Below are 20084 nucleotides of genomic sequence, written 5' to 3'. Positions count from 1 at the left end.
TCATCGGGTAGTCAAAGGTGTCCTCGCCCGGTCCGCAGCCGCCCGGCGAACGCCCGCGCGGCGGCCAGGTCCCCGGCGTTCGGACGCTGCCTGTTGATACCGCCGACGAGCTTGAAGGGCGCCCACGTGTCGAACGCCCGGCACGCGAAACTCCCGTCCACCTCGAAGCCCTTGCCCTCCAGGAGCCGGACCAGGGGGCGGGTGAAAGACATCAGCGGGATCTCCGGCAGCCCGCTGGTGGCGAACACGAACGCCCGGCCCCGCCCGGTGGGAAGCCCCTTGACGAAGGACACCAGGTCGGGATGGAGCCTGCTGTAGAAGACGCCAGAGCCGAATCCCACCAGGTCGGCGTCGGCCAGCTCCGCCGGGTCGGCCTGCCCGGGGGAGACGACCCTCGCGCCCAGCACCTGGGCCATGCTGTCGGCGACGCGACGCGTATTGCCGTGCGACACGGAGGCACACACGATGACGCTCTTCATCCTCACGATCCCTTCTCTCGCTTCCAGTGGAAAGGACCGGTGCGGCGGCATCGGATGTGACATCCCGTGAGCGTGACGGCGCCCACATCGCGGGCATGAACCGCATCCCGGACTGGCTATCGGGCCTCCGGCGAGCGGTCGTATGCCGCAAGGATCGCCGCGAGCATGCCCGGGAAGCGTGCTTCGAGTTCGGCGGCGCGCAGCGCGGTCAGCCGCCGATTGGCCTCTTCCCGCTGATGGATCAGGCCGGCTTCGCGGAGCACCTTGAAGTGGTGGCTGAGGGTGGAGGGGGCGACCTCCACGGGGAAGGTGCCGCAGGCGCGCTCGGGCTCGGTGCTGAGCGTGCGCACGATGGTCATCCGGGTGGGGTCGGAGAGCGCGTGCAACACGTCGAACAGATCGATCTCTTCGGGCTCGGGGTGCGTGAGGGCTGCTCGGCGGCTGGCGCGGGCCATGTGCGGGCTCCATGTTCGACATTCATCGAATAAGTGTGGTGTCATGAGCGTCGCTCGTCATTCGACGTTCGTAGAACATCGTACTAGGGTCGCAACAGGGGGAGTTCGGTATGCGCGCACTGGTCATGACCGCACCGGGTGGGTCGGAGAACTCGGAGATCCGGGAGATCGCGGAGCCCGTGCCCGGACCCGGGCAGGTGTCCGTTTCGGTGGCCTACGCGGGGCTCAATTTCGTTGATGTGATGGCCCGTCGGGGTGACGCGGGCTATGTCCCGAAGTGGCCGTACCTGCCCGGCAGGGAGGTGGCGGGCACGGTACGCGCGCTCGGCGAGGGGGTCACCGGGCTTGCCGTCGGCGACCGGGTGGTGGCCGCCCCCGCGGGCGGGGGACTGGCGCAGGTGGTCGTCGCCGAGGCGGCCCTCACGGTGCCGGTACCGCCCGGAGTCGGCCTACGGCAGGCCGGCGCCGTGCCCCTGGGGCTCACCACGGCCATGCTGCTGCTCACCGACGCGGGCCGCTTCACCGCGGGGGACACCGTGCTCGTGCACTCGGCCTCCGGCGGGATCGGCGCCGCGATCGCCCGGTTGGTACCCGCGCTGGGCGGCGGTCGGCTGATCGGCACCGTGGGCCGCCCCGAAAAGGCGGCGGAGGCGCTGAAGGCGGGTTACGGCGCCGTCTTCCCTCGGGACGAGGCGCTGCGCGAGGCACTTCTCGGCGCCACGGACGGCCAGGGCGTCGACCTCGTCCTCGACCCGCTGGGCACCGAGGCTCTGGGGCTTGACCTCGATGTCACCGTGCCCGGCGGGCGGATCGTGCTCTTCGGCAACGCGGGCGGCGGCGCGATCGACGCCCTCCCACCGGCGGGCCGGCTGCTCGCCGGGAACCTCACCCTCACCGGCTTCAGCCACAAGGGCCTGGCGGCGAGCGCCCCGGCCAAGGTCGCGCGGGCGATCCGCCGGGTACTGGAACCGCTCGCCGACGGCCGCCTCGACCTGCCGGTCACCGAAATCCCCGGGCTCGCCGAAGTACCGGCCGCGCACGACCTCATGGCGAAGGGCGCGGGGGTCGGGAAGTACGTCGTTCGGGTGGGGTGAGCGGGGCAGCGGGTTCCGCTGTTCGGCGGAGGCTGATGCCGGCGGTGGCGAGGGGGCGGGGTGCCGAGAGGGGGGTGCAATACCGCTCGGCGGCCCGCCCGTACGTGCCCCCGCCCCCGTCCCTCCCCGCCGTACCCCCTCAGACCGGCCCGTCCCCCAGCCACTGATGGACGGCGACCGCGGTGGTGCGAGCATGCTCCTCCAGCATGGTGAAGTGGTCCCCTGGCACGGTGATCTCGGCGTGCGGCAGGCTCCAGGCCGGGGCGGGCTCGGCGCCGGGCAGGGGGTCCTGGGCCCGTACGTACAGGGTGGGGCAGGCGAGCGGCGCGGGCTTCCAGCCGTCGAAGAGCTCGAAGTATCCGGCCATCGCGGTGAGCCGGCCGGGGCTCGCGGAGGCGAATGCCGCCGCCCGGCGCAGCATGTCGGACGTCATCGCGGAGAGCGCCCGATCCCGGTCGCCGTGCCCCGGGGGATAGGTGTCCAGCAGGACCACGGCCGCCGGGCCCGCCCCCTCGGACTCCAGACGTTCGGCCACGGCATGGGCCACCCAGCCGCCGGCCGACCGCCCCAGCAGTACCAGCGGGCCATCGGCCGCGGCGGCGCGAACGGCCCTGGCCTGGGCGGTGACCAGGGCGTCCAGCGTGGCGGGCAGCGCCTCGCGGGGCTCGAACCCGGGGTGCCGTACGGCGGAGACCGGTCGCAGCCCGCGCAGACCGGCACCGAGGCGCGCGTACTCCTGCGGTCCCGACACCGCGCTGAGCGCGGGGGAGCAGACCAGCCGGGCCCCCGTACCGCCCGCCGTGAGCATGACGGGTTCGTGTGCCGCATCGCGCGCACCGGTCCTGTCGAACACCGGGCGCAGGCGCGCGGCGACGGTGAGGAGCACCATGCCGTCCCAGGTGCGCCCCCGGGCACATGCGGTGCGGAAGAGAGCGCCCAGGGAGTCCGGAGCCTCGTCGGCGTTCGGCGCGTCGGCGGCCTGTGGGCCGTGGGCATCGGAGGGGCCGAACACGTCCTGGCCGTCGCCTACTTGGCCCGGGGCAGCCGGAGCATCGACGGTTCCGGGCCCTGCCTGGTCATCGGATGTGACGCCAGGGGAAGGGGCCTCGGCGGCGTACCGTCGCGCCAGCTCGGTGGCGAGCGCGCGTGGCGTCGGGAAGTCGAACAGCAGCGTGGTCGGCAGCGCCAGCCCCGTTCTCGCCGCGAGCTCATTGCGCAGATCGACCGCGGCCAGGGAGTCCAGCCCCAGGTCCGCGAGCAGGGCGTCCTCGGCGATCTCGCTCACCCCGTCCGCGTGACCCAGGACGCGGGCCGCCAGGGCCCGGACCTCGGTGAGCAGCATCTTGGCCTGCTCGCGAGGGGAAGCGGCGGTCGATGCCACGCCGAGTCGGGCCCCGCCCCTGTCTCCGTCGGCGGCACGGCTCCGGTCCCGTCCCACCGCGGGGTCGGCGCCACGGAGGACGGCCGGAGCGAGACGGGCCGCCACCACCACGGGTTCGTCACCGGCCACGGCGGCGTCGAAGAGGGCCAGGCCCTCCTCAGGACCGAGCGGGGCGAACCCGGCACGGGCCATCCGCCGCAGGTCCGCGTCGTCCAGGTGCGCCATCATGCCGTCGTCCTGCCGCCAGGGGCCCCAGGCGATCGACGTACCGGGCAGTCCGAGCCGGGCGCGGTGCCGTGCCAGGGCGTCCAACACGCAGTTGGCGGCGGCGTAGTTGGCCTGGCCTGCGGAGCCGAAGGTGCCCGCCACCGAGGAGAACAGCGCGAACAGGGCCAGGTCGCGGCCACGGGTCAGCTCGTGCAGGGCGAGCGCGGCGTCCGCCTTGGGGCGCAGCACCCGCCTCAGCCGGTCGAGGGTGAGCGCGGTGACGACGCCGTCGTCCAGCACCCCCGCGGTGTGTACGACGCCGGTCAGCGGGTGGGCCGCCGGTACCGCGTCGAGCAGGGCGGCGAGCGCGGCACGATCCGCTACGTCGCAGGCGCGCACGGCCACTTGGGCGCCCGCCCCGCTCAACTCCGCGACGAGTTCCCGGGCCCCCGGGGCGTCCGGCCCGCGTCGGCCGACGAGCAGCAGATGACGAACGCCATGGGCGGTGACCAAGTGCCGTGCCACCAGCATGCCGAGGGATCCGGTGCCGCCGGTGACCAGGACGGTGCCCTCCGGGTCGAGCGGCCGTCGCCGCCGCGACTCCGGTGCGGCCTCGGCCAGTCGCACCAGCTTCGGTACGTACACCGTCCCCCGGCGTACGGCCGCCTCCGCCACCGGGGCGGCCGGCAGTGCGGGCAACACGCCCCAGGAGTCGGGGTGTTCATCCATGTCGATCAGGGCGAAGCGGCCCGGGTTCTCGCGCAGGGCCGAGCGGATCAGCCCCCACACCGGTGTGTGCGCCGGTACGGCCGCCGTCCCACCGGGCCGGCCGTCGCCCTCACGGCCGGCGGCAGCGTCCGTGGGGCCACCGTCGGCGGCCGAAGCGACGGCACCGGACGTCACGAGGACGAGCCGCGCGCGGGACAGGTGCGGCTCTGCGAGCCACTCCTGTACGAGCTTCAGCGCCCGGTCCGCCGTCCGCAGCAACTCGGCGGCCCGGTCCCCCGGGTCGCCGCTCGTGTCGGGCGGCGGGCACGGCGCCAGGACGATGTCCGACGACGCGTCGCACGCCGCAGGGCCCGGGTACATGGGGATGCCGGAACCCGGCGGCGCGAGGGCGTCCACCAGCCGGGTACCCGCCGTACCCAGAACCCCCCAGCGAGGCATCGCCACAGGTGCGGGCGGTTCGGTCAGCGGCACCCACTCCGTACGGTGGAGAGCGCCCGTGAGCACGTCCGTCGTCGCCGAGTCGGCACGCGGCAGGGGCCGGAGTGTGAGCGAACGGATCGTCGCCACCGGTGAGTTCGCCTCATCGGCCAGTTCCACCTGGGTCTGCCCGTCGGGTCCCGGGGCCACCCGAACCCGCAGGCGCCGTACTCCGGTGGTGTGCACGCGCACGCCGCCGAAGGCGAAAGGGAGGGACAGCCCGTGGGCTGCCGGAGCGTCCGCCCCGGAGCCGTCCGGGAGGAGGCCGTCCAGGGCCCGGACATGCAGTGCCGCGTCGAGCAGCGCGGGGTGCAGGACGAACTCCGGTCCGTCCGCCCCCGGTTGCGGCGCCCGGACCGCTTCCGGCAACTCGACGTCGGCGTACAATTCCGCCCCTCGCCTCCAGGCGGCACGCAGGCCCCGGAAGGCGGGGCCGTAGCGCAGCCCGTCGGCGGCCAGCCGGTCGTACGAGCCGGTGCCCGGACTGTCGGCCCGCATGGGCACCGCTCCCTCCGGCGGCCAGGGCGCGTTCTCGATCCCGGCCGCCATGGGGGCCAGCGTCGAGGAGAGCGTCCCGACGGCGTTCCGGACCCAGGGCTCGTCCCCTGCCGCGGTGTGCCGCCGGGAGTGGAAGGACACGGCCCGTCGTCCCGCGCCGTCCGGACCCGCCACCTTGACCTGCAGGGCGACCGCGCCGTCCGACGGCAACGGCAGCGGCGCGGCCAGGACCAGCTCCTCAAGGACGGCCGTGCCCGCCAACTCACCGGCGTGCAGGGCCATGTCGAGGAACGCGGTCGCCGGTAGCAGGATCTCCCCGGCCACCACATGGTCGGCGAGCCACGGCTGCTCGGACACCGAGAGCACCGCGCTCAGCAGCAGACCGTCGTCGTCGGCGGTGGCGGTGTACGACCGCAGGAGGGGGTGAGTGGCCTCGGCCGCCGGGATGACCGGCGCAGGCTCCCTGGCGGTGGCCTCCAGCCAGTACCGGCGGCGCTGGAAGGCGTACGTGGGCAGTGCGACGCGCCGCCCGCCGCGCCCGGCGAAGACGGCCGGCCAGTCGACGGGGACGCCGTGCGCGTGCAGCGCGGCCAGCGTGTCGAGCAGGGCGTCCGCCTCCGGGCGTGATGTGCGCAGAGTCGGCAGGACCAGCGGTAGTTCGGGGTACTGCTCACCATCGCCTGCTGCCGGGTGGGCCGGGGACGCTCCGGTCGCCGAGAGGCAGTCCCGCACCAGACCGGTGAGCACCCCGTCCGGCCCCAACTCGACGTAATGCGTGGCGCCTTGCTCACCCAGATACGCCATGGAATCCGCGAAGCGGACCGGACGGCGGACATGGTCCACCCAGAAGTCCGGTGTGCACAGCTCCTCGTCGGTGGCCGCCCGGTCCGCGACGGCGGTGAGCAGCGGCAACCGGGGTGCGGTGAAGGACAGATGACGTACCACGTCCGCGAAGTCGGCCAGTACGGGCTCCATCCGAGCGGAGTGAAACGCATGGCCGACCCGCAGCGGAGTCACCGAACGGCCCCGCGCCCGGAAGTGCTCGGCCACCTCCCGCACCGCCTCCTCGTCACCGGACACGACCACCGAGGCGGGCCCGTTGACCGCGGCGATCTCCGCCGCACACTCGGTCCCGGCGAGATGCGCGGCCACCTCGTCCGCGCTCGCGGCCACCGCCGCCATCCCGCCGCCCGACGGCAGCGCGTCCATCAGCCTGCCGCGGGCCGCCACCAGCGTGCACGCGTCCGCGAGGGACAGCACCCCGGCGACATGGGCCGCCGTCACCTCGCCCACCGAATGCCCGGCCACCAGACCGGGGCGCACCCCCCAGGCCTCGAACTGCCGGAACAGGGCCGTCTCCAGGGCGAAGAGCGCCGGCTGCGCGAACCGGGTCGTCCGCAGCAGCTCGCCGGCCTCCGTACCGGGCGCGGCGAACATGACGTCCCGCAGGGGTACCGGCAGCAACGGGTCGAGCAGGGCGCAGCACTCCTCCAGTGAGCGGGCGAAGGCGGGGTGCAGATCGCGCGACGCGTACAACTCACGGCCCATGCCGACGCGTTGGCTGCCCTGACCGGTGAACAGCAGGGCGACCCGGCTCCGGCTGCGGGATGTGCCCCGGTGTACTCCGGGCCGATCGTCGCCCGCCGTCAACGCCCGCAGGGAGCCGAGCAGTTCGGAACGGTCCCGGGCCACCACCACGGCCCGGTGCTCGAAGCGGGCGCGCGTGGTGGCGAGCGAGTATCCGAGGTCCATCAGAGACGCGTCGGGGGCGGCGACCGCATGGTCGTACAGCCGTTGTGCCTGGGCGCGCAGTGCCTGCACGGTCCTGGCCGACACGGGAAGGGCCACTGCGGGCCGTGCGGCGGGGGTCGTGGGCTCCGGTCCGGTGGGTGTCGTACCCTCCCGCGCGGGCCCCGGAGGCTCTTCGAGGACCACATGGGCGTTGGTGCCGCTGATGCCGAAGGACGACACCCCCACCCGGCGTGGACGATCCCCCGCAGGCCACTCCACCGCCCGGGTCAGCAGCGCGATCCGCCCCGAGGACCAGTCGACGCGAGGGGTCGGCTCATCGGCGTGCAGTGTGCGCGGCAGCACGCCGTACCGCATCGCCTGCACCATCTTGATCACACCGGCCACTCCGGCGGCGGCCTGGGTGTGACCGATGTTCGACTTCACCGAGCCCAGCAGGAGGGGACGCCGCCGCGCATCGCGCCCGTACGTCGCGAAGAACGCCTCCGCCTCGATGACGTCCCCCAGCCGGGTGCCGGTGCCGTGCGCCTCCACCGCGTCGATGTCCCCCGGGGCCAGCCCCGCGTCCGCGAGCGCCTGCCGGATCACCCGCTGCTGCGCCGGTCCGTGCGGCGCGGTCAGCCCGTTGCTCGCGCCGTCCTGGTTCACCGCCGAACCGCGCACCACGGCCAGCACCGCAAGCCCCGCGCGGCGCGCCTGCGACAACCGGGTCAGCAGCAGCATTCCGGCGCCCTCGGCCCACCCCGTGCCGTCGGCGGACGCACCGAACGCCTTGCAGCGGCCGTCCGGTGCCAGCGCCCGCTGGCGGCTGAACTCCACGAACGACGAGGGCCCCGACATCACCGTGGCGCCCCCGGCCAACGCGAAGGCGCACTCACCCCGGCGCAGCGCCTGGGCCGCCAGATGCAGGGCCACCAGGGACGAGGAACACGCCGTGTCCACCGTGAGGGCCGGGCCCTCCAGCCCGAAGGTGTACGCGATACGACCCGAGGCGACGCTTCCGGCGTTGCCGAGGCCGAGGTACCCCTCGACCTGCTCGGGCGTCCTGGTCAGTCGGCGGGCGTAGTCGCTGTACATCAGCCCGACGTACACCCCGGTCGCCGAGCCGCGCAGCGTGGCGGGGACGAGACCGGCGTACTCGAAGGCCTCCCAAGCCGCTTCGAGCAGCAGCCGGTGCTGCGGATCCATGGCCGGCGCCTCGCGGGGGGAGATGCCGAAGAAACCGGGGTCGAAGCGGTCCACGCCGGAGAGGAAACCGCCCTCGCGTACGTACGTCCGTCCGGGCCGTCCGGGATCCGGGTCGTACAGCGCCCGGGTGTCCCAGCCCCGGTCGGTGGGGAAGGGGCCGACGGCGTCCCTCCCGTCGGCGACCAGCCGCCACAGATCCTCCGGAGAGGCCACCTCCCCGGGAAAGCGGCACGCCATCCCCACGATCACCACGGGGTCGTCGTCCGACCGCACCGCCGTCCGGCGCACGGGCCCGGCACCGGCGGGCGCGGCGACCGTGCGTTCCTTGAGGTGGGCGGCGAGCGCGTCGGCCGTCGGGAAGTCGAACGCGACGGCCTCGGAGAGCGGCAGCCCGGTCACCGCCGACAGCCGCTCCCGCAACACCGTCGCCGTCAGCGAGTCCATCCCCAGGTCCCGCAGCGCGGTGCTCGGCTCCACGGCCTGAGGCGTACACCCGAGCACGGCCGCCACCTCGCCGCGCACCAGGGCCAGCAGGTCCTCCGACGCCGGCCGGCGCGGGCCGGTGGGCTCGCGGGTCCCCCGCCGTACGGACTCCGCGGCGGCCTCCGAGCCCAAGGCCCGTGCGGGCAGCCCGGCGAGGTCCCGGCGCAGGATCTTCCCGGAGGCGGTACGGGGAATGCCCGGCACCTCGAACAGCTCGACCGGCACCTTGGTGGCGGACAGTGCACGGCAGGCGGCGAGGACGCGCCCCCTGTCCAGCGCGTCGCCGCCGGGCACGGCGACCAGATAGCCGACCGGCACCTCGCCGAAGACCGGGTGCGGGCGCCCGGCCACGGCGGCGTCCGCCACCCCCGGAAGCCGTCGCAGTACCGCCTCCACCTCCGAGGGATGGATGTTCACCCCGCCCCGGATGATCAGGTCGCTCGCCCGGCCGGTGATCACCAGTTCACCGGAGGCAGCGATCCTGACCAGGTCGCCCGTGCGCAGCCAGCCGTCGTGCAGCACCTCCGCGGTCGCCTCCGGCCGCCCGTGGTAACCGGCCATGATCCCGGGCCCGTTGACCCATAATTCGCCCTCGCCCGTGTCCCGCCCGTCGGCAGCCCCGCCGACCCGGACCCGGGTCCCGGGCAGCACCCGGCCGCACGCCCCGTCCGCCGTCGCCTCGCCCGGCCCCGCCATGGTGACCGGGCCCGCCTCCGTGCTGCCGTAGTGCTCCAGATAGGGGGCGCGGCAGACCGCCTCGAAGGACTCACGGAACCCGGGCCCCGCCGCGGCACCACCGCTGACGCAGCCCCGCAGCGCGGGGGCGCCGAGACCGACGCCGTCCTCCTCGCCCCGGACCGCGTCGAGCAGCGCGGAGTATGTGGTCGGGACCCCGCCGAGCAAGGTGAACGAGGCGTCTTCGCCGCGCAGTTCACCGAGTACACCCGCCACCGAGAACCGGGGCAGCAGCACCGCGCTCGCGCCCACCGCGACCACCCCGAGGAAGCACACGATCTGGCTCATCGCGTGATGGAGGGGCAACGGCCAGAGCACACGGTCCCGTTCGGACAGATCCAGGACACCGACGAGGCCCGTCGCGACCGGCGAGAGGCGGTTGCGCTGTGTGGACAGAACACCCTTGGGCACGCCGGAGGAGCCCGAGGTGTAGAGCAGCCAGGCCACTTCGTCCAGCGCGAGATCGTCCCGGGGAGGCGTCCTAGGCTCCGTGCCCGCCAAGTCCTCGTACGACAGCGGGGGGTTGGCGGCGGCGGGCCGGTCCCCGTCCGGGCCGGAGTCGTTCGCCGCCTCCTCGTCGTCCGCGTGCGCGGCCGTGCTCCCGCCGCCGTCCTCGGCGCTGCCCTCGGCCACAACCACGGTCAGGCCGGGGCGGATCGACAGCGCGCGCCGCCGTGCCGGACAGGCGTCGTCGGTGATGAGTACCCGCGCCCCGCTGTCGTCCAGCAAGCGGGCCAGCTCCTCCTCCGAAGCCCCCGGGTCCAGCGGCACGCCCACGCCGCTCGCCCGGGTGACGGCCAGCAGGCTCTCGACCGCCTCGACACGGTTGCCGAGCAGCACGGCCACCCGGTCACCGCGCGCCACCCCGAGCCCCACCAGATGACCGGCGAGCCGCGCGGTACGCTCCGCCAGCTCCCGGTAGGTCAGCTGCCTGAACCGGTCCTGGAAACAGGCCTTGTCCCCGAGACGGCGAGCGTGATCCCCGAGCAGTTCCGGCAGCGGCTTGACGACATCGGCGTGCGTGACCACCGCATGACCTCCTTGAGACGACCCGTCGTTGAGGACGGCCGCACGATCGACCTGGTTGCCGAAGGTCCGGTCCCGGAAGGGGGGTTCAGCGAGGGGGTACCCCTCACCCCTCCATCGGTGTCGAGCGAGACGGGCGGAGCCGACGGGTGCGGATGTGCACGCCGTCCACCAGCCGGCCGCCCGAGTCCGCGACCGCGGACAGACAGAAACGGACCCACATATTGAGCTGGATCTCCTTCGCCACACGCAGGTACGAGTAGAGGACGTGCACCAGACGGGTGGCGGCGCGTGCCCACAACTCGATCTCGAACACGAGCAGGTCACCGTCCTCGTACGCGCGGAACCGCACCTGCCCGGCTTCCATGTGACCGCGTAGCGTCACCAGGTGCAGCAACCCCCGGTCGCGGCGGAGGACCCGCACCGGGCCGTTCCAGGGGCCCGGCATCTCCACGAGCAGCTCGTCCGCGACATCCAGACCCTGGGCGCGCAGCTCACCCGCGCGGATCCCGACCACCTCCGACGGCACGAAGTGCTCGAAATGACGGCAGACGTGCTCGACGAGCCGGGCGCCGTCGACATCGGCCCCGGCGATACGCACCCGGAAGACCCGATGGAACAGGGGACCGCAGCCGTCCTCGGCCGGCTGCACCCGGTCGTCGACCGCAGTGGCAGGAAGCAGTGGCGGGCGGTCCCGCTCGTTGCCCTCGCACTCCCCGGCACGGTACAGGGGCGTCGTCTCCCAGAGATATCGCCAGGTGACAAGCATCGTGCCGAGGAACCACCGCGCCAGCACGGTCAGCCCCCGCTGCCAGCGCTGTCGGGGCATCGGACCCCCTCAGATCATGGGATGGGCGTACATATGCATGAATAGGTGAATACCCTGGTATAGCGCTGATGACACAGTGGTGTGACACGAGCGGACGAACCCGGAGGCGCGCATGGTGGTCCGGCTGCTGCACCGAGCGGGCATGCGCAGCGCCCACCTGCACCTCGCCTCGTTCGCCGCGATCGGTCTGTGCGTGTCGCTGTGGGTGCGCGCGAAGACCATCGACCAGGAGCAGCGAGGCAACGCCGAGCGGCGCGCGCTCTTCGTCGGCCTGTGGCCACCGATGCTGTGGCTGATCGGTGAATCGCTGCGGGAACCGGAGTGATGACCTTTGGGCGACCGGCTCTTCGGACGGTTCGACGCGGTACGAGCATGGCAAGGCCTCGCGGACGCGTCCGTCAACTACTCGGCCGACGAGGTACGTCGTCCCGCGTGGAACCTCGACACGCACCGCATCCCGCTGCCCGCCGAGCCGCCGGGCCCGCCCGCGCCCGGCGGGTCCTGGACGCACGCCTGCCGTCTCGTCCGCGACTACGAGTTCTCGCCGCCGGAGATCGTCCGTGCGCTGTACGACCCGGCGGCGTCCCTCCTCGGCCGTGACATGCTGCTCGAAGCCAGGTTCCACGGCCTGCACTTCTACTGCGGCGTACGGGTCACCGAGGTGGTCGACGAGACGCGCGACGGCACCGACCATGTCTGGGGCTGGGCCTACGAGACCCTCGACGGCCACTTGGAGCGCGGCAAAGTCACCTACGAGGTGGTGAAGGACAGCCGGACGGGCGCGGTGGATTTCCTGGTCACCTGCCATTCCCAGGGAGCGCCCACACTGGGCCCGGTCACCGCTCTCGGATGGCGGCTGTTCGGCCGCCGCACCCAACTGCGGTTCTACCGAAGGTGCGGCGAACGGATGCGGCGGTTCGTCGAGACGGCGATGCGCGGCGAGCCCGTCCCGCCTCGCCCGGCGCGGAGAGCCGATCACTTGGTGTACGCCCCCTCGGACGCACGGCCCCATCGCCTGGACGCGCTGGCCGTCCACCGGGTCTCGCCCGCCTGAGGTACGGCGACCCCGCGGACGCCGCACTCGCGCCCGCGCACCGGTACGGTCACGCGGCGCCGCGGTGATCCAGCCGAGGGCACCCCGTGTCGTGCGCCATGGCAGCGTCTCGCCCGCGCAGGGCGTCACGAACACGGGGCAGGCCGGGAGGCGGTGCGGATCCGGAGTCAGGAGAAGACGACGGACCGCACGAGGAGCCGGTCACCGGCTCCCGCGCCGGGACGCAGGGTGTAGTAGACGTCCCCCTCGCAGTCGGGGGCGAGGAAGACGGTGGCGGTGGCGTCCGTACGGTTCTTGGGGGCCCGGCCGGCCGATCCCGGCTCGGAACCGGGGCCATGCAGATTGATGCACTCGCCGCTCGCGGGGTTGTTCAGGAAACCGACGGCCTCGTATCCCTCGGCGGTGGTGTACGAGTAGCGGAACTGGCCGGTTGCCGCCGAGGCCGAACCCGGCGTGGCCAGCAGCAGAACAAGGGCACTGCAGGCAGCGCCGACGGCCGCCGTGAGGGAGCGAGCAGACACGGGGATCTCTCTTTCGGGTGCTGAAACGGTCAGTGCCAGCGATGCCCCGAAAATAGCTGGATAGCCGCTTTGTCCCTCGAACGGGTTGCTGTGCCGGGAGCGCCGGTCACTGCCGGAAAGAGCCGTCACTCGTTCGGGTCGCGACAGTAGGTTGGTCCGATGACCGAATCTCTGCCGCCCGGCGGCGTCGTTCTCGACGCGGACGAACTCGATGCCCGATGGGCGGATGCCTGGCGCCCGGAGCAGATCGCGCAGCGGTTGAACGGAGTCAGCGTGCCCTGGTGCATCGCGGCGGGGTGGGCGCTCGACCTGTTCCGCGGAGAACAGACACGGCCCCACGGTGACCTGGAACTCGCGGTACCCGCAGCGGGGTTCGCGGAGATTCGGGACCGCCTCCCCGAGTACACGTTTGACGCGGTGGGTTCGGGAAAGATCTGGGCGGGCGCCGGGGCCGAGGAACTCGCGGCCACCCACCAGACTTGGCTACGGGACCCGGCGAGTGGCCGGTTCCTGTTCGATGTCTTCCGTGAGCCGCATGACGGCGGGATGTGGATCTGCCGACGGGACCAGAGCCTGCGGCTGCCGTACGACGCGATCATCGAGCGGACCGCGGACGGGATCCCCTATCTGATCCCGGAACTGGTCCTCCTGTTCAAGGCGAAGGCGACACGCCCCAAGGACCGGGCGGACTTCGAGGGGATCCTCCCGCTGTTGAGCCGGGCGCGGCGCGATCGTCTCCGTGAGTGGCTCACGCGTGTGCATCCCGGGCATGGCTGGGCGGCGGAACTGGCGGCCGGCTGAGGTAGTCCGCGCGTCCTTCGTCGTCGAGTTCGAAGGGGCCCTCGGGGATGACGCAGAATTCATTGCCCTCAGGATCGGCTGAACTGACGTCGAAGTGCATACGGTTCTTGCCGCCCTTGGCCCCGGAGGCCCGCTGGAAACCCAGCCCCAGGTCGTTCTCGCGCCGCAGCCGAACATAGGGCCCCGTACGGCCCACGATCGGCCTGCCGAGCACTTCGGACCAGAACGCGGCAAGCCGCTCCGGGTCGACGGCGTCGATGATGAGTGACAGAGCCGAGCGATTCCGTTCGGTCGGTTTGACCTCCTGTTAGCTTGTGCGGGTGGAAGATCTGACAGGCATGACGTGGCCGCCCGAGCCGATCAAAACCGAGAGGCTCGTGCTCCGTGAACCCGAGCCACGGGACCGTACGGCGTTCATCGAGCTGCTCGCCTCACCGCAGGTGCACACCTATCTCGGCGGCCCCCGCCCGCGTGACGAGCTCGAGCGCGAGATGCCCGAGACGCCCGAGCGCCGGCCCGGCAGCTTCGTCGTCGATCTCGACGGATCGATGATCGGCCAGATCCTGCTCAGGCGAGCGCCGGGACACAGTCGCCCGGCCGCCGCGGGGAAGGTCGATCTCGGCTATCTGTTCCTGCCGCGGGCATGGGGATTCGGGTACGCCGTCGAAGCGTGCACGGCGGTGCTCGGCTGGCTCGAAGACGCGCTTCCCGGGGAGCCGGTGGTGCTCCACACCCAGAGCGCCAACGTCGGCTCGATGCGTCTCGCGGCCAAGCTGGGATTCACCGAGGTGGAGCGGTTCGAGGCCTGGGACGCCGAGCAGTGGCTCGGCATACGCTCCCCGGCCGCGCCGTCAAGTTGAGGCGGAGCACGCGCCGTTGAAGGTCAGCGCCTGATCCCGCGGCGAGCGGACGTCCGCCCCGGCGTCGCCATCGGCGAGGGGGCGGACGGCTCCCACCAGCCGCTGACAGTGGCCGGTTCACGCCGGTCCACGCGGCGCACTGTGCACACCCACGCGCGCCCCGCAGGAACCCCGCACGCTCTACCGGCGCCCATGGGCGCCGGAAATGATGAGCGCACCGCACATGAACCAGGTGATCCGCACCCCCTGACCCCCGGTCGGGCGGACCTGCGGCGGAAGGAGCTCATGGTGTTGCTTCTCATCTCCCCGGACGGCGTCGAGGAGGCCCTCGACTGTGCGAAGGCGGCGGAACACCTCGACATCGTCGACGTCAAGAAGCCCGACGAGGGCTCGCTCGGCGCCAACTTCCCCTGGGTCATCAGGGAGATCCGCGACGCCGTACCGGCCGACAAACCGGTGTCCGCCACCGTGGGCGACGTACCGTACAAGCCCGGCACGGTGGCCCAGGCGGCGCTCGGCGCGGTCGTCTCCGGTGCCACGTACATCAAGGTCGGCCTCTACGGATGCACGACGCCCGAGCAGGGCATCGAGGTCATGCGCGCGGTCGTACGCGCGGTGAAGGACCACCGCCCCGACGCGCTCGTCGTCGCCTCCGGCTACGCCGACGCGCACCGCATCGGCTGCGTCAACCCGCTCGCCGTACCCGATATCGCCGCCCGCTCCGGCGCCGACGCGGCCATGCTCGACACCGCCATCAAGGACGGGACACGGCTGTTCGACCATGTTCCGCCGGACATCTGCGCCGAGTTCGTCCGGCTGGCCCACGAGTCCGGTCGGCTCGCCGCCCTCGCGGGCAGCGTCAAACAGGCCGACCTCGGCCCGCTGACCCGCATCGGCACGGACATCGTGGGCGTGCGCGGAGCCGTCTGCGAGGGCGGCGACCGCAATGCCGGAAGGATTCAGCCGCATCTGGTGGCCGCCTTCCGGGCCGAGATGGACCGGCAGGCCCAGGAGCACGCGGTCGGCGTCCCCGCCGTGAACTGACCGCCGGTATGCCGACAACCGAGCCCGACCGCGTCCCCGGACACCGGGGCGCGCGCTTCGCCGTCGTGGATCCGGCGACCGGGGAGACCTTCGACGAGGCCCCCGACCAGCAGCCGGACGCGTTGGACGCCGTGGTCGACCGGTCCTACCGGGCCTGGCACGACTGGCGCGCCGACCCCGCCGCCCGCACCACCGCCCTGCGCGGGGCGGCCGACGCCGTGGAGACGGCCGGCGACGAACTCGCCCGGCTGCTCACCCGGGAACAGGGCAAGCCCCTGACCGAGTCGTACGCGGAGATCGCCCGTACGGCGGCCCGCCTGCGCTACTTCGCCGACCTGGCGCCCAGAACCCGGACGATCCCCGACGGCCGGCCTGTGCACAGCGAGATCCGCTGGCGCCCCCTCGGACCCGTCGCCGCGATCGTGCCGTGGAACTTTCCGCTCCAGCTCGCCGCGGCGAAGTTCGCGCCCGCGCTCGCGGCGGGCAACACCGTGGTCCTCAAACCGTCACCGTTCACGCCCCTCGCCACCCGACTGCTCGGCTCCGTCCTCGCCACCGCACTGCCCGAGGACGTACTGACCGTCGTCACCGGCCGAGAACCCCTCGGCGCCCGCCTCGCCTCCCACCCGCGCATCCGCCATGTCACCTTCACCGGCTCGGTGCCCACCGGGCGGGCCGTCGCCCAGGCGGCCGGGGCCTCGCTCGCCCGGGTCACCCTGGAACTGGGCGGCAATGACGCCGCCGTGCTGCTGGACGACATCGACGTGGACCGGATCGCGGACCGGCTGTTCTGGGCCGCGTTCCGCAACTGCGGGCAGGTCTGCATGGCGGTGAAACGGGTCTACGCCCCGGCCCGGCTGCACACCGAGGTCGTCGAAGCCCTCGCCCAGCGCGCGAAATCCGTCGCCGTCGGGCCCGGCCTCGACCCGGACACCCGGCTGGGCCCGGTCAACAACGCCCCCCAGCTGGCCCGGGTCGAACAGGTCACCGAGCAGGCCCTCGCGGACGGCGCCCGCGCCGCGGCAGGCGGTCAACGACTGGACGGACCGGGCTACTTCTTCGCCCCCACGATCCTCACCGATGTCCCGCCCGACAGCCCGGTGGTGACCGAGGAACAGTTCGGACCGGTCCTGCCGGTGCTGCCGTACCGGAGCCTCGACGAAGCCGTCGACGCGGCCAACGGCACCGGTTTCGGACTGGGCGGCTCCGTATGGGGCACCGATCCCGACCGGGCCGAGGCGGTCGCCGACCGGCTCGAATGCGGCACCGCCTGGATCAACCACCATGCCGAGCTGTCCCTCGCCCAGCCCTTCGCGGGCATCAAGAACAGCGGCGTCGGCGTCGCGGGCGGACCGTGGGGGCTCTACGGCAACCTCCGCCCGTTCGTCGTCCACCGCCCGCGGGAGGACTGACGATGCGGTTCCAGGCGGCCGTACTGCGCTCCTACGAGAACCCGTTCACGATCGAGGAGGTGACCCTGCGCACGGAACCCGCGGACGGCGAGATCCTGGTCGAGATCGCGGGCTGCGGGATGTGCCGTACCGATCTCGCGGTACGGCGATCGGCCGGCCGCAGCCCGCTGCCCGCGGTGCTCGGCCATGAGGGGGCCGGGGTCGTGGTGCGGACGGGCGGCGGCCCGGACACCGCGATCGGCGTCGGTGATCATGTCGTACTGAGCTTCGACTCCTGCGGGCACTGCCGCAACTGCCGCGGCGCGGCCCCCGCCTACTGCGACTCCTTCGCCTCCCTCAACCTCTTCGGAGGACGCAAGGAGGACATACCGCGGCTCACCGACGCCGCCGGGGGAGCGCTGGCCCCCCGATGGTTCGGCCAGTCCTCGTTCGCCCGGTATGCGCTCGTCCCCGCCCGAAACGCCGTACGAGTGGACCCGGCACTGCCCCTCGAACTGCTCGGGCCGCTCGGCTGCGGCTTCCTCACCGGCGCCGGAGCCGTGCTGAACACCTTCGGCGCAGGCCCCGGCGACACCCTCGCCGTCTTCGGCGCGGGAGCGGTGGGCCTGGCCGCGGTGATGGCGGCCACCGCCGCCGGCGCGAGGACCGTGGCCGTCGACCGGCATCCCCAACGGCTGGCCCTGGCCGAACGGTTCGGCGCGATCCCGCTGCCCGCCGAGGCGGCCGGACTGCCCGAGCGGATCCGGCGGCTGACGGACGGCGGCGCGCAGTACGCGCTGGACACCACGGCCTCGCCCCCGCTCATCAACGACGCGCTCCGCGCACTGCGCCCCACCGGGAGCCTCGGCCTGGTGGCACGCCTCCACACCGCGCTGCCGCTCGAACCGGGCACGCTGGACCGCGGCCGCGGCATCCGCCACATCTGCGAAGGGGACGCCGTACCGGGGCTGCTGATACCCCGGCTGACCGGGCTGTGGCAGGCCGGACGCTTCCCCTTCGACCAATTGATCCGCACCTACCCCCTGTCCGACATCAACAGGGCCGAACGCGACTGCGACGAGGGCCGCGTGGTCAAACCCGTACTGCTCCCGGAGAGAGGAAGCCGATGAGCGAGGCGTACGACGGCGAGGCACCACCGCATCCGGCAAGCAGGCCCCTCGCAGTCCCCACTTCCGCCAACGGAGGAAACATGGTCGATGCGGCGCCGCAGCACACGGACGTGGAAGGCGTGGACGGGGGAGTGGGCCTGACCGCCCTCCTGGTCGCCGCGGCACGGGCGATCGAGACCCACCGCCACGACAGCCTGGCCCAGGACATCTACGCGGAACCCTTCGTGCGCGCCGCCCCGGCGTGCGCGGACTGGCCGGTGCGCATCCAGCAGGTCCCGGACGGGGACGCCGATCCGCTGTGGGGGCGGTTCGCCCGCTACTTCGGCCTGCGCACCAGGGTCCTCGACGACTTCCTCCTCCGGTCGGTCCGTACGAGCGCCCGCCAAGTGGTGCTGCTGGGCGCGGGGTTGGACACCCGCGCCTTCCGGCTTGACTGGCCGTCCGACTGCGTGGTCTTCGAGATCGACCGGGCGGGCGTGCTGGCGTTCAAGCACCAGGTGCTCACGGACCTGTCGGCCACGCCGAGGGTGAAGCGCGTTCCCGTGCCGGTCGATCTGCGCGACGACTGGGTCACCGCGCTGTCCACCGCCGGTTTCGACCCGGCCGTGCCGAGCGTCTGGCTGGCCGAGGGGCTGCTCTTCTACCTGCCGAGCCCCGCCGAGACCTTCCTCATCGACATGGTGGACCGGCTGAGCGCCGAGGGCAGCGCCCTGGCGTACGAGGCCAAGCTGGAGAAGGACCTGCTGCAGTACCGCGACAGCGCGATCTACACGGCGACCCGCGAACAGATCGGCATCGACCTGCTCCACCTCTTCGACAGGGGACCCCGCCCCGACTCCGCGGGCCACCTGACGGCCAAGGGCTGGTCCACCTCGGTCCACACCCCCTTCGAATTCACCCATCGACACGGCCGCGGCCCTCTCCCCGAGCCGAATGACGCCCTGGAGGGCAACAGGTGGGTGTTCGCGGACAAGGCCCCCCTCTGACCCCGGTCGGCCAGGCGCGGGCAGCAACGGCCATCTGACCGGGACCGGCCGCGCCGCCTCACCGGGATGCGCGAGGACGCCGGGCCCCTCCCGACGACCTCGATCACCAGGGCGTCGACCGGAGCCCGCCGTCCTCGCGCACCGTCACGGCGCTCCGGTCACTCCGTCGGGCCCCAGTCCCAGGTGTCGAAGTAGGCCGCCCGGCCGGTTCGCCGGGCCTCGGCCACGGCGCCGAGGCGGGCGAAGTCACGGGACGGCATCAGCGCCCGCCACCGGGGCAGGGCAAGTACGCGCAACTCGTCGTGCTCGTACGGGTCCAGGACGATGGAGCTGATCTGCTGCGCCGAGAGGCGGCCGCCGTCGAAGACGGTGCCGACGGTGCTGTACGGCCACTCGGCGCCGGGCAGTCCGTACACCGTCGCCAGCAGTCGCGGCGGCCCGGACACCGTCAGACCGGTCTCCTCCCTGCACTCCCGTACGGCCGTCTCCCACGGACGCTCGCCCGCGTCCATCGTGCCGCCCGCCAACTGCCAGGGATGCGCGGGGGAGTAGACGGAGTGCAGTTGCAGGGGTCTGTCGTCCTCGTCGGTGAAGTACAGGCAGGCGAAGCACGTTGCCTTCGGAACCGTCTCCGCGTATTGCTCCGGCGGCATCCAGCCCTGTCGTCCTTCGAGCGGGACGTCCGCGTCCCGCGCTTTGTCCGTGCCGCTCACAGGCTCCTCGAATCGCGTCATCCGCATCAGCGCGGGACTGGCCGCGAACCCCAACTCACGGTAGAGCGGGGCCGCTTCTTCACTGGTGTGCAGTTCGAACAAGGTGACGTGCTCGTCCCGGAGTTGATCGAGCAGCGCGGAGCGCATCCGGATGACGACCTCGGCATCGGCGGGCGTCGCCGCACGGGCCACCGCCCGCCCCGGCGGATCCGGCGGACGGGTTTTGGCGGCGGACTCCAGGTCGTGGTTCATCG

16 protein-coding genes are annotated in these 20084 nt (G+C 72.8%); 9 read left to right on the top strand and 7 right to left on the bottom strand.

Going from position 1 to position 20084, the window contains the following annotated elements; genetic code table 11:
- Nucleotides 1–11: 11 nt before the first annotated feature.
- Nucleotides 12–479, bottom strand: coding sequence for a flavodoxin family protein (locus tag AB0N90_RS21560; RefSeq protein WP_365198867.1), 468 nt, complete (start codon nt 477–479; stop codon nt 12–14).
- A gap of 116 nt (nt 480–595) precedes the next feature.
- On the bottom strand, nt 596–934 hold the full coding sequence (locus AB0N90_RS21555) for a helix-turn-helix domain-containing protein (RefSeq protein ID WP_365198864.1): 339 nt from the start codon (nt 932–934) through the stop codon (nt 596–598).
- A 110-nt stretch (nt 935–1044) separates the two neighbouring features.
- Here AB0N90_RS21555 and AB0N90_RS21550 point away from each other — a divergent pair, with 110 nt between their 5' ends.
- Entirely contained in the window at nt 1045–2028 is a 984-nt protein-coding gene (locus AB0N90_RS21550; protein WP_365198862.1) for a zinc-binding dehydrogenase, read from the top strand.
- Between the two features lie 139 nt (nt 2029–2167).
- Here AB0N90_RS21550 and AB0N90_RS21545 read toward each other — a convergent pair whose 3' ends face one another.
- Together AB0N90_RS21545 and AB0N90_RS21540 are read right to left on the bottom strand one after the other, a co-directional pair.
- Complete coding sequence (locus tag AB0N90_RS21545) at nt 2168–10504, bottom strand: type I polyketide synthase (RefSeq protein ID WP_365198860.1); 8337 nt, start codon at nt 10502–10504, stop codon at nt 2168–2170.
- Between the two features lie 103 nt (nt 10505–10607).
- On the bottom strand, nt 10608–11330 hold the full coding sequence (locus AB0N90_RS21540) for a DUF1990 domain-containing protein (protein WP_365198857.1): 723 nt from the start codon (nt 11328–11330) through the stop codon (nt 10608–10610).
- A gap of 112 nt (nt 11331–11442) precedes the next feature.
- Between AB0N90_RS21540 and AB0N90_RS21535 the strand changes: the two genes are divergently transcribed.
- Both AB0N90_RS21535 and AB0N90_RS21530 read left to right on the top strand, forming a co-directional pair.
- Entirely contained in the window at nt 11443–11655 is a 213-nt protein-coding gene (locus tag AB0N90_RS21535) for a hypothetical protein (protein WP_365198854.1), read from the top strand.
- Nucleotides 11656–11661: 6 nt separating this feature from the next.
- Nucleotides 11662–12384: a DUF1990 family protein gene (locus AB0N90_RS21530; protein ID WP_365198851.1), complete on the top strand. Its 723-nt coding sequence runs from the start codon at nt 11662–11664 to the stop codon at nt 12382–12384.
- Nucleotides 12385–12551: 167 nt separating this feature from the next.
- Here the strand turns inward: AB0N90_RS21530 and AB0N90_RS21525 are convergent, their stop codons facing one another.
- Complete coding sequence (locus AB0N90_RS21525) at nt 12552–12905, bottom strand: hypothetical protein (RefSeq protein WP_361678472.1); 354 nt, start codon at nt 12903–12905, stop codon at nt 12552–12554.
- A gap of 159 nt (nt 12906–13064) precedes the next feature.
- Between AB0N90_RS21525 and AB0N90_RS21520 the strand changes: the two genes are divergently transcribed.
- Nucleotides 13065–13706 (top strand): hypothetical protein, encoded by a 642-nt coding sequence (locus AB0N90_RS21520; RefSeq protein WP_365198849.1) that lies wholly within the window; start codon nt 13065–13067, stop codon nt 13704–13706.
- Here the strand turns inward: AB0N90_RS21520 and AB0N90_RS21515 are convergent.
- Nucleotides 13654–13977 carry a VOC family protein gene (locus tag AB0N90_RS21515; RefSeq protein ID WP_365199138.1) on the bottom strand — a complete coding sequence of 108 codons (324 nt, stop codon included), beginning with the start codon at nt 13975–13977 and terminating at the stop codon, nt 13654–13656. The two genes, AB0N90_RS21520 and AB0N90_RS21515, sit on opposite strands and share 53 nt — an antisense overlap.
- Nucleotides 13978–14026: 49 nt before the next feature.
- Between AB0N90_RS21515 and AB0N90_RS21510 the strand changes: the two genes are divergently transcribed.
- The 5 genes from AB0N90_RS21510 (at nt 14027) to AB0N90_RS21490 (ending at nt 19117) form a co-directional block, all read left to right on the top strand.
- Entirely contained in the window at nt 14027–14566 is a 540-nt protein-coding gene (locus tag AB0N90_RS21510) for a GNAT family N-acetyltransferase (RefSeq protein WP_365198846.1), read from the top strand.
- Between the two features lie 288 nt (nt 14567–14854).
- Nucleotides 14855–15610, top strand: coding sequence for a (5-formylfuran-3-yl)methyl phosphate synthase (locus tag AB0N90_RS21505; protein WP_365199135.1), 756 nt, complete (start codon nt 14855–14857; stop codon nt 15608–15610).
- An 8-nt stretch (nt 15611–15618) separates the two neighbouring features.
- Nucleotides 15619–17022 carry an aldehyde dehydrogenase family protein gene (locus AB0N90_RS21500; RefSeq protein ID WP_365198844.1) on the top strand — a complete coding sequence of 468 codons (1404 nt, stop codon included), beginning with the start codon at nt 15619–15621 and terminating at the stop codon, nt 17020–17022.
- Nucleotides 17023–17024: 2 nt separating this feature from the next.
- On the top strand, nt 17025–18131 hold the full coding sequence (locus AB0N90_RS21495) for an NAD(P)-dependent alcohol dehydrogenase (protein WP_365198842.1): 1107 nt from the start codon (nt 17025–17027) through the stop codon (nt 18129–18131).
- A gap of 80 nt (nt 18132–18211) precedes the next feature.
- Nucleotides 18212–19117, top strand: a complete 906-nt coding sequence (locus AB0N90_RS21490; protein ID WP_365198839.1) for a class I SAM-dependent methyltransferase — start codon at nt 18212–18214, stop codon at nt 19115–19117.
- Nucleotides 19118–19275: 158 nt separating this feature from the next.
- Here AB0N90_RS21490 and AB0N90_RS21485 read toward each other — a convergent pair whose 3' ends face one another.
- Nucleotides 19276–20082, bottom strand: coding sequence for an NUDIX hydrolase (locus AB0N90_RS21485; protein ID WP_365198836.1), 807 nt, complete (start codon nt 20080–20082; stop codon nt 19276–19278).
- Between the last annotated feature and the right edge of the window lie 2 nt (nt 20083–20084).

This window comes from Streptomyces sp. NPDC093018, assembly GCF_040684035.1.
GTDB lineage: Bacteria > Actinomycetota > Actinomycetes > Streptomycetales > Streptomycetaceae > Streptomyces > Streptomyces murinus.
Note: the sequence above shows the minus strand (reverse complement) of the source record. Positions and strands in the feature narration are given on the sequence as shown.

Excerpts from the sequence above, each read along its gene's own strand:
- AB0N90_RS21540 (WP_365198857.1), bottom strand. The coding sequence starts at position 11,330 with ATGCCCCGACAGCGCTGGCAGCGGGGGCTGACCGTGCTGGCGCGGTGG.
- AB0N90_RS21560 (WP_365198867.1), bottom strand. The coding sequence starts at position 479 with ATGAAGAGCGTCATCGTGTGTGCCTCCGTGTCGCACGGCAATACGCGT.
- AB0N90_RS21485 (WP_365198836.1), bottom strand. The coding sequence starts at position 20,082 with ATGAACCACGACCTGGAGTCCGCCGCCAAAACCCGTCCGCCGGATCCG.
- AB0N90_RS21550 (WP_365198862.1), top strand. The coding sequence starts at position 1,045 with ATGCGCGCACTGGTCATGACCGCACCGGGTGGGTCGGAGAACTCGGAG.
- AB0N90_RS21555 (WP_365198864.1), bottom strand. The coding sequence starts at position 934 with ATGGCCCGCGCCAGCCGCCGAGCAGCCCTCACGCACCCCGAGCCCGAA.
- AB0N90_RS21520 (WP_365198849.1), top strand. The coding sequence starts at position 13,065 with ATGACCGAATCTCTGCCGCCCGGCGGCGTCGTTCTCGACGCGGACGAA.
- AB0N90_RS21500 (WP_365198844.1), top strand. The coding sequence starts at position 15,619 with ATGCCGACAACCGAGCCCGACCGCGTCCCCGGACACCGGGGCGCGCGC.
- AB0N90_RS21495 (WP_365198842.1), top strand. The coding sequence starts at position 17,025 with ATGCGGTTCCAGGCGGCCGTACTGCGCTCCTACGAGAACCCGTTCACG.
- AB0N90_RS21535 (WP_365198854.1), top strand. The coding sequence starts at position 11,443 with ATGGTGGTCCGGCTGCTGCACCGAGCGGGCATGCGCAGCGCCCACCTG.
- AB0N90_RS21490 (WP_365198839.1), top strand. The coding sequence starts at position 18,212 with ATGGTCGATGCGGCGCCGCAGCACACGGACGTGGAAGGCGTGGACGGG.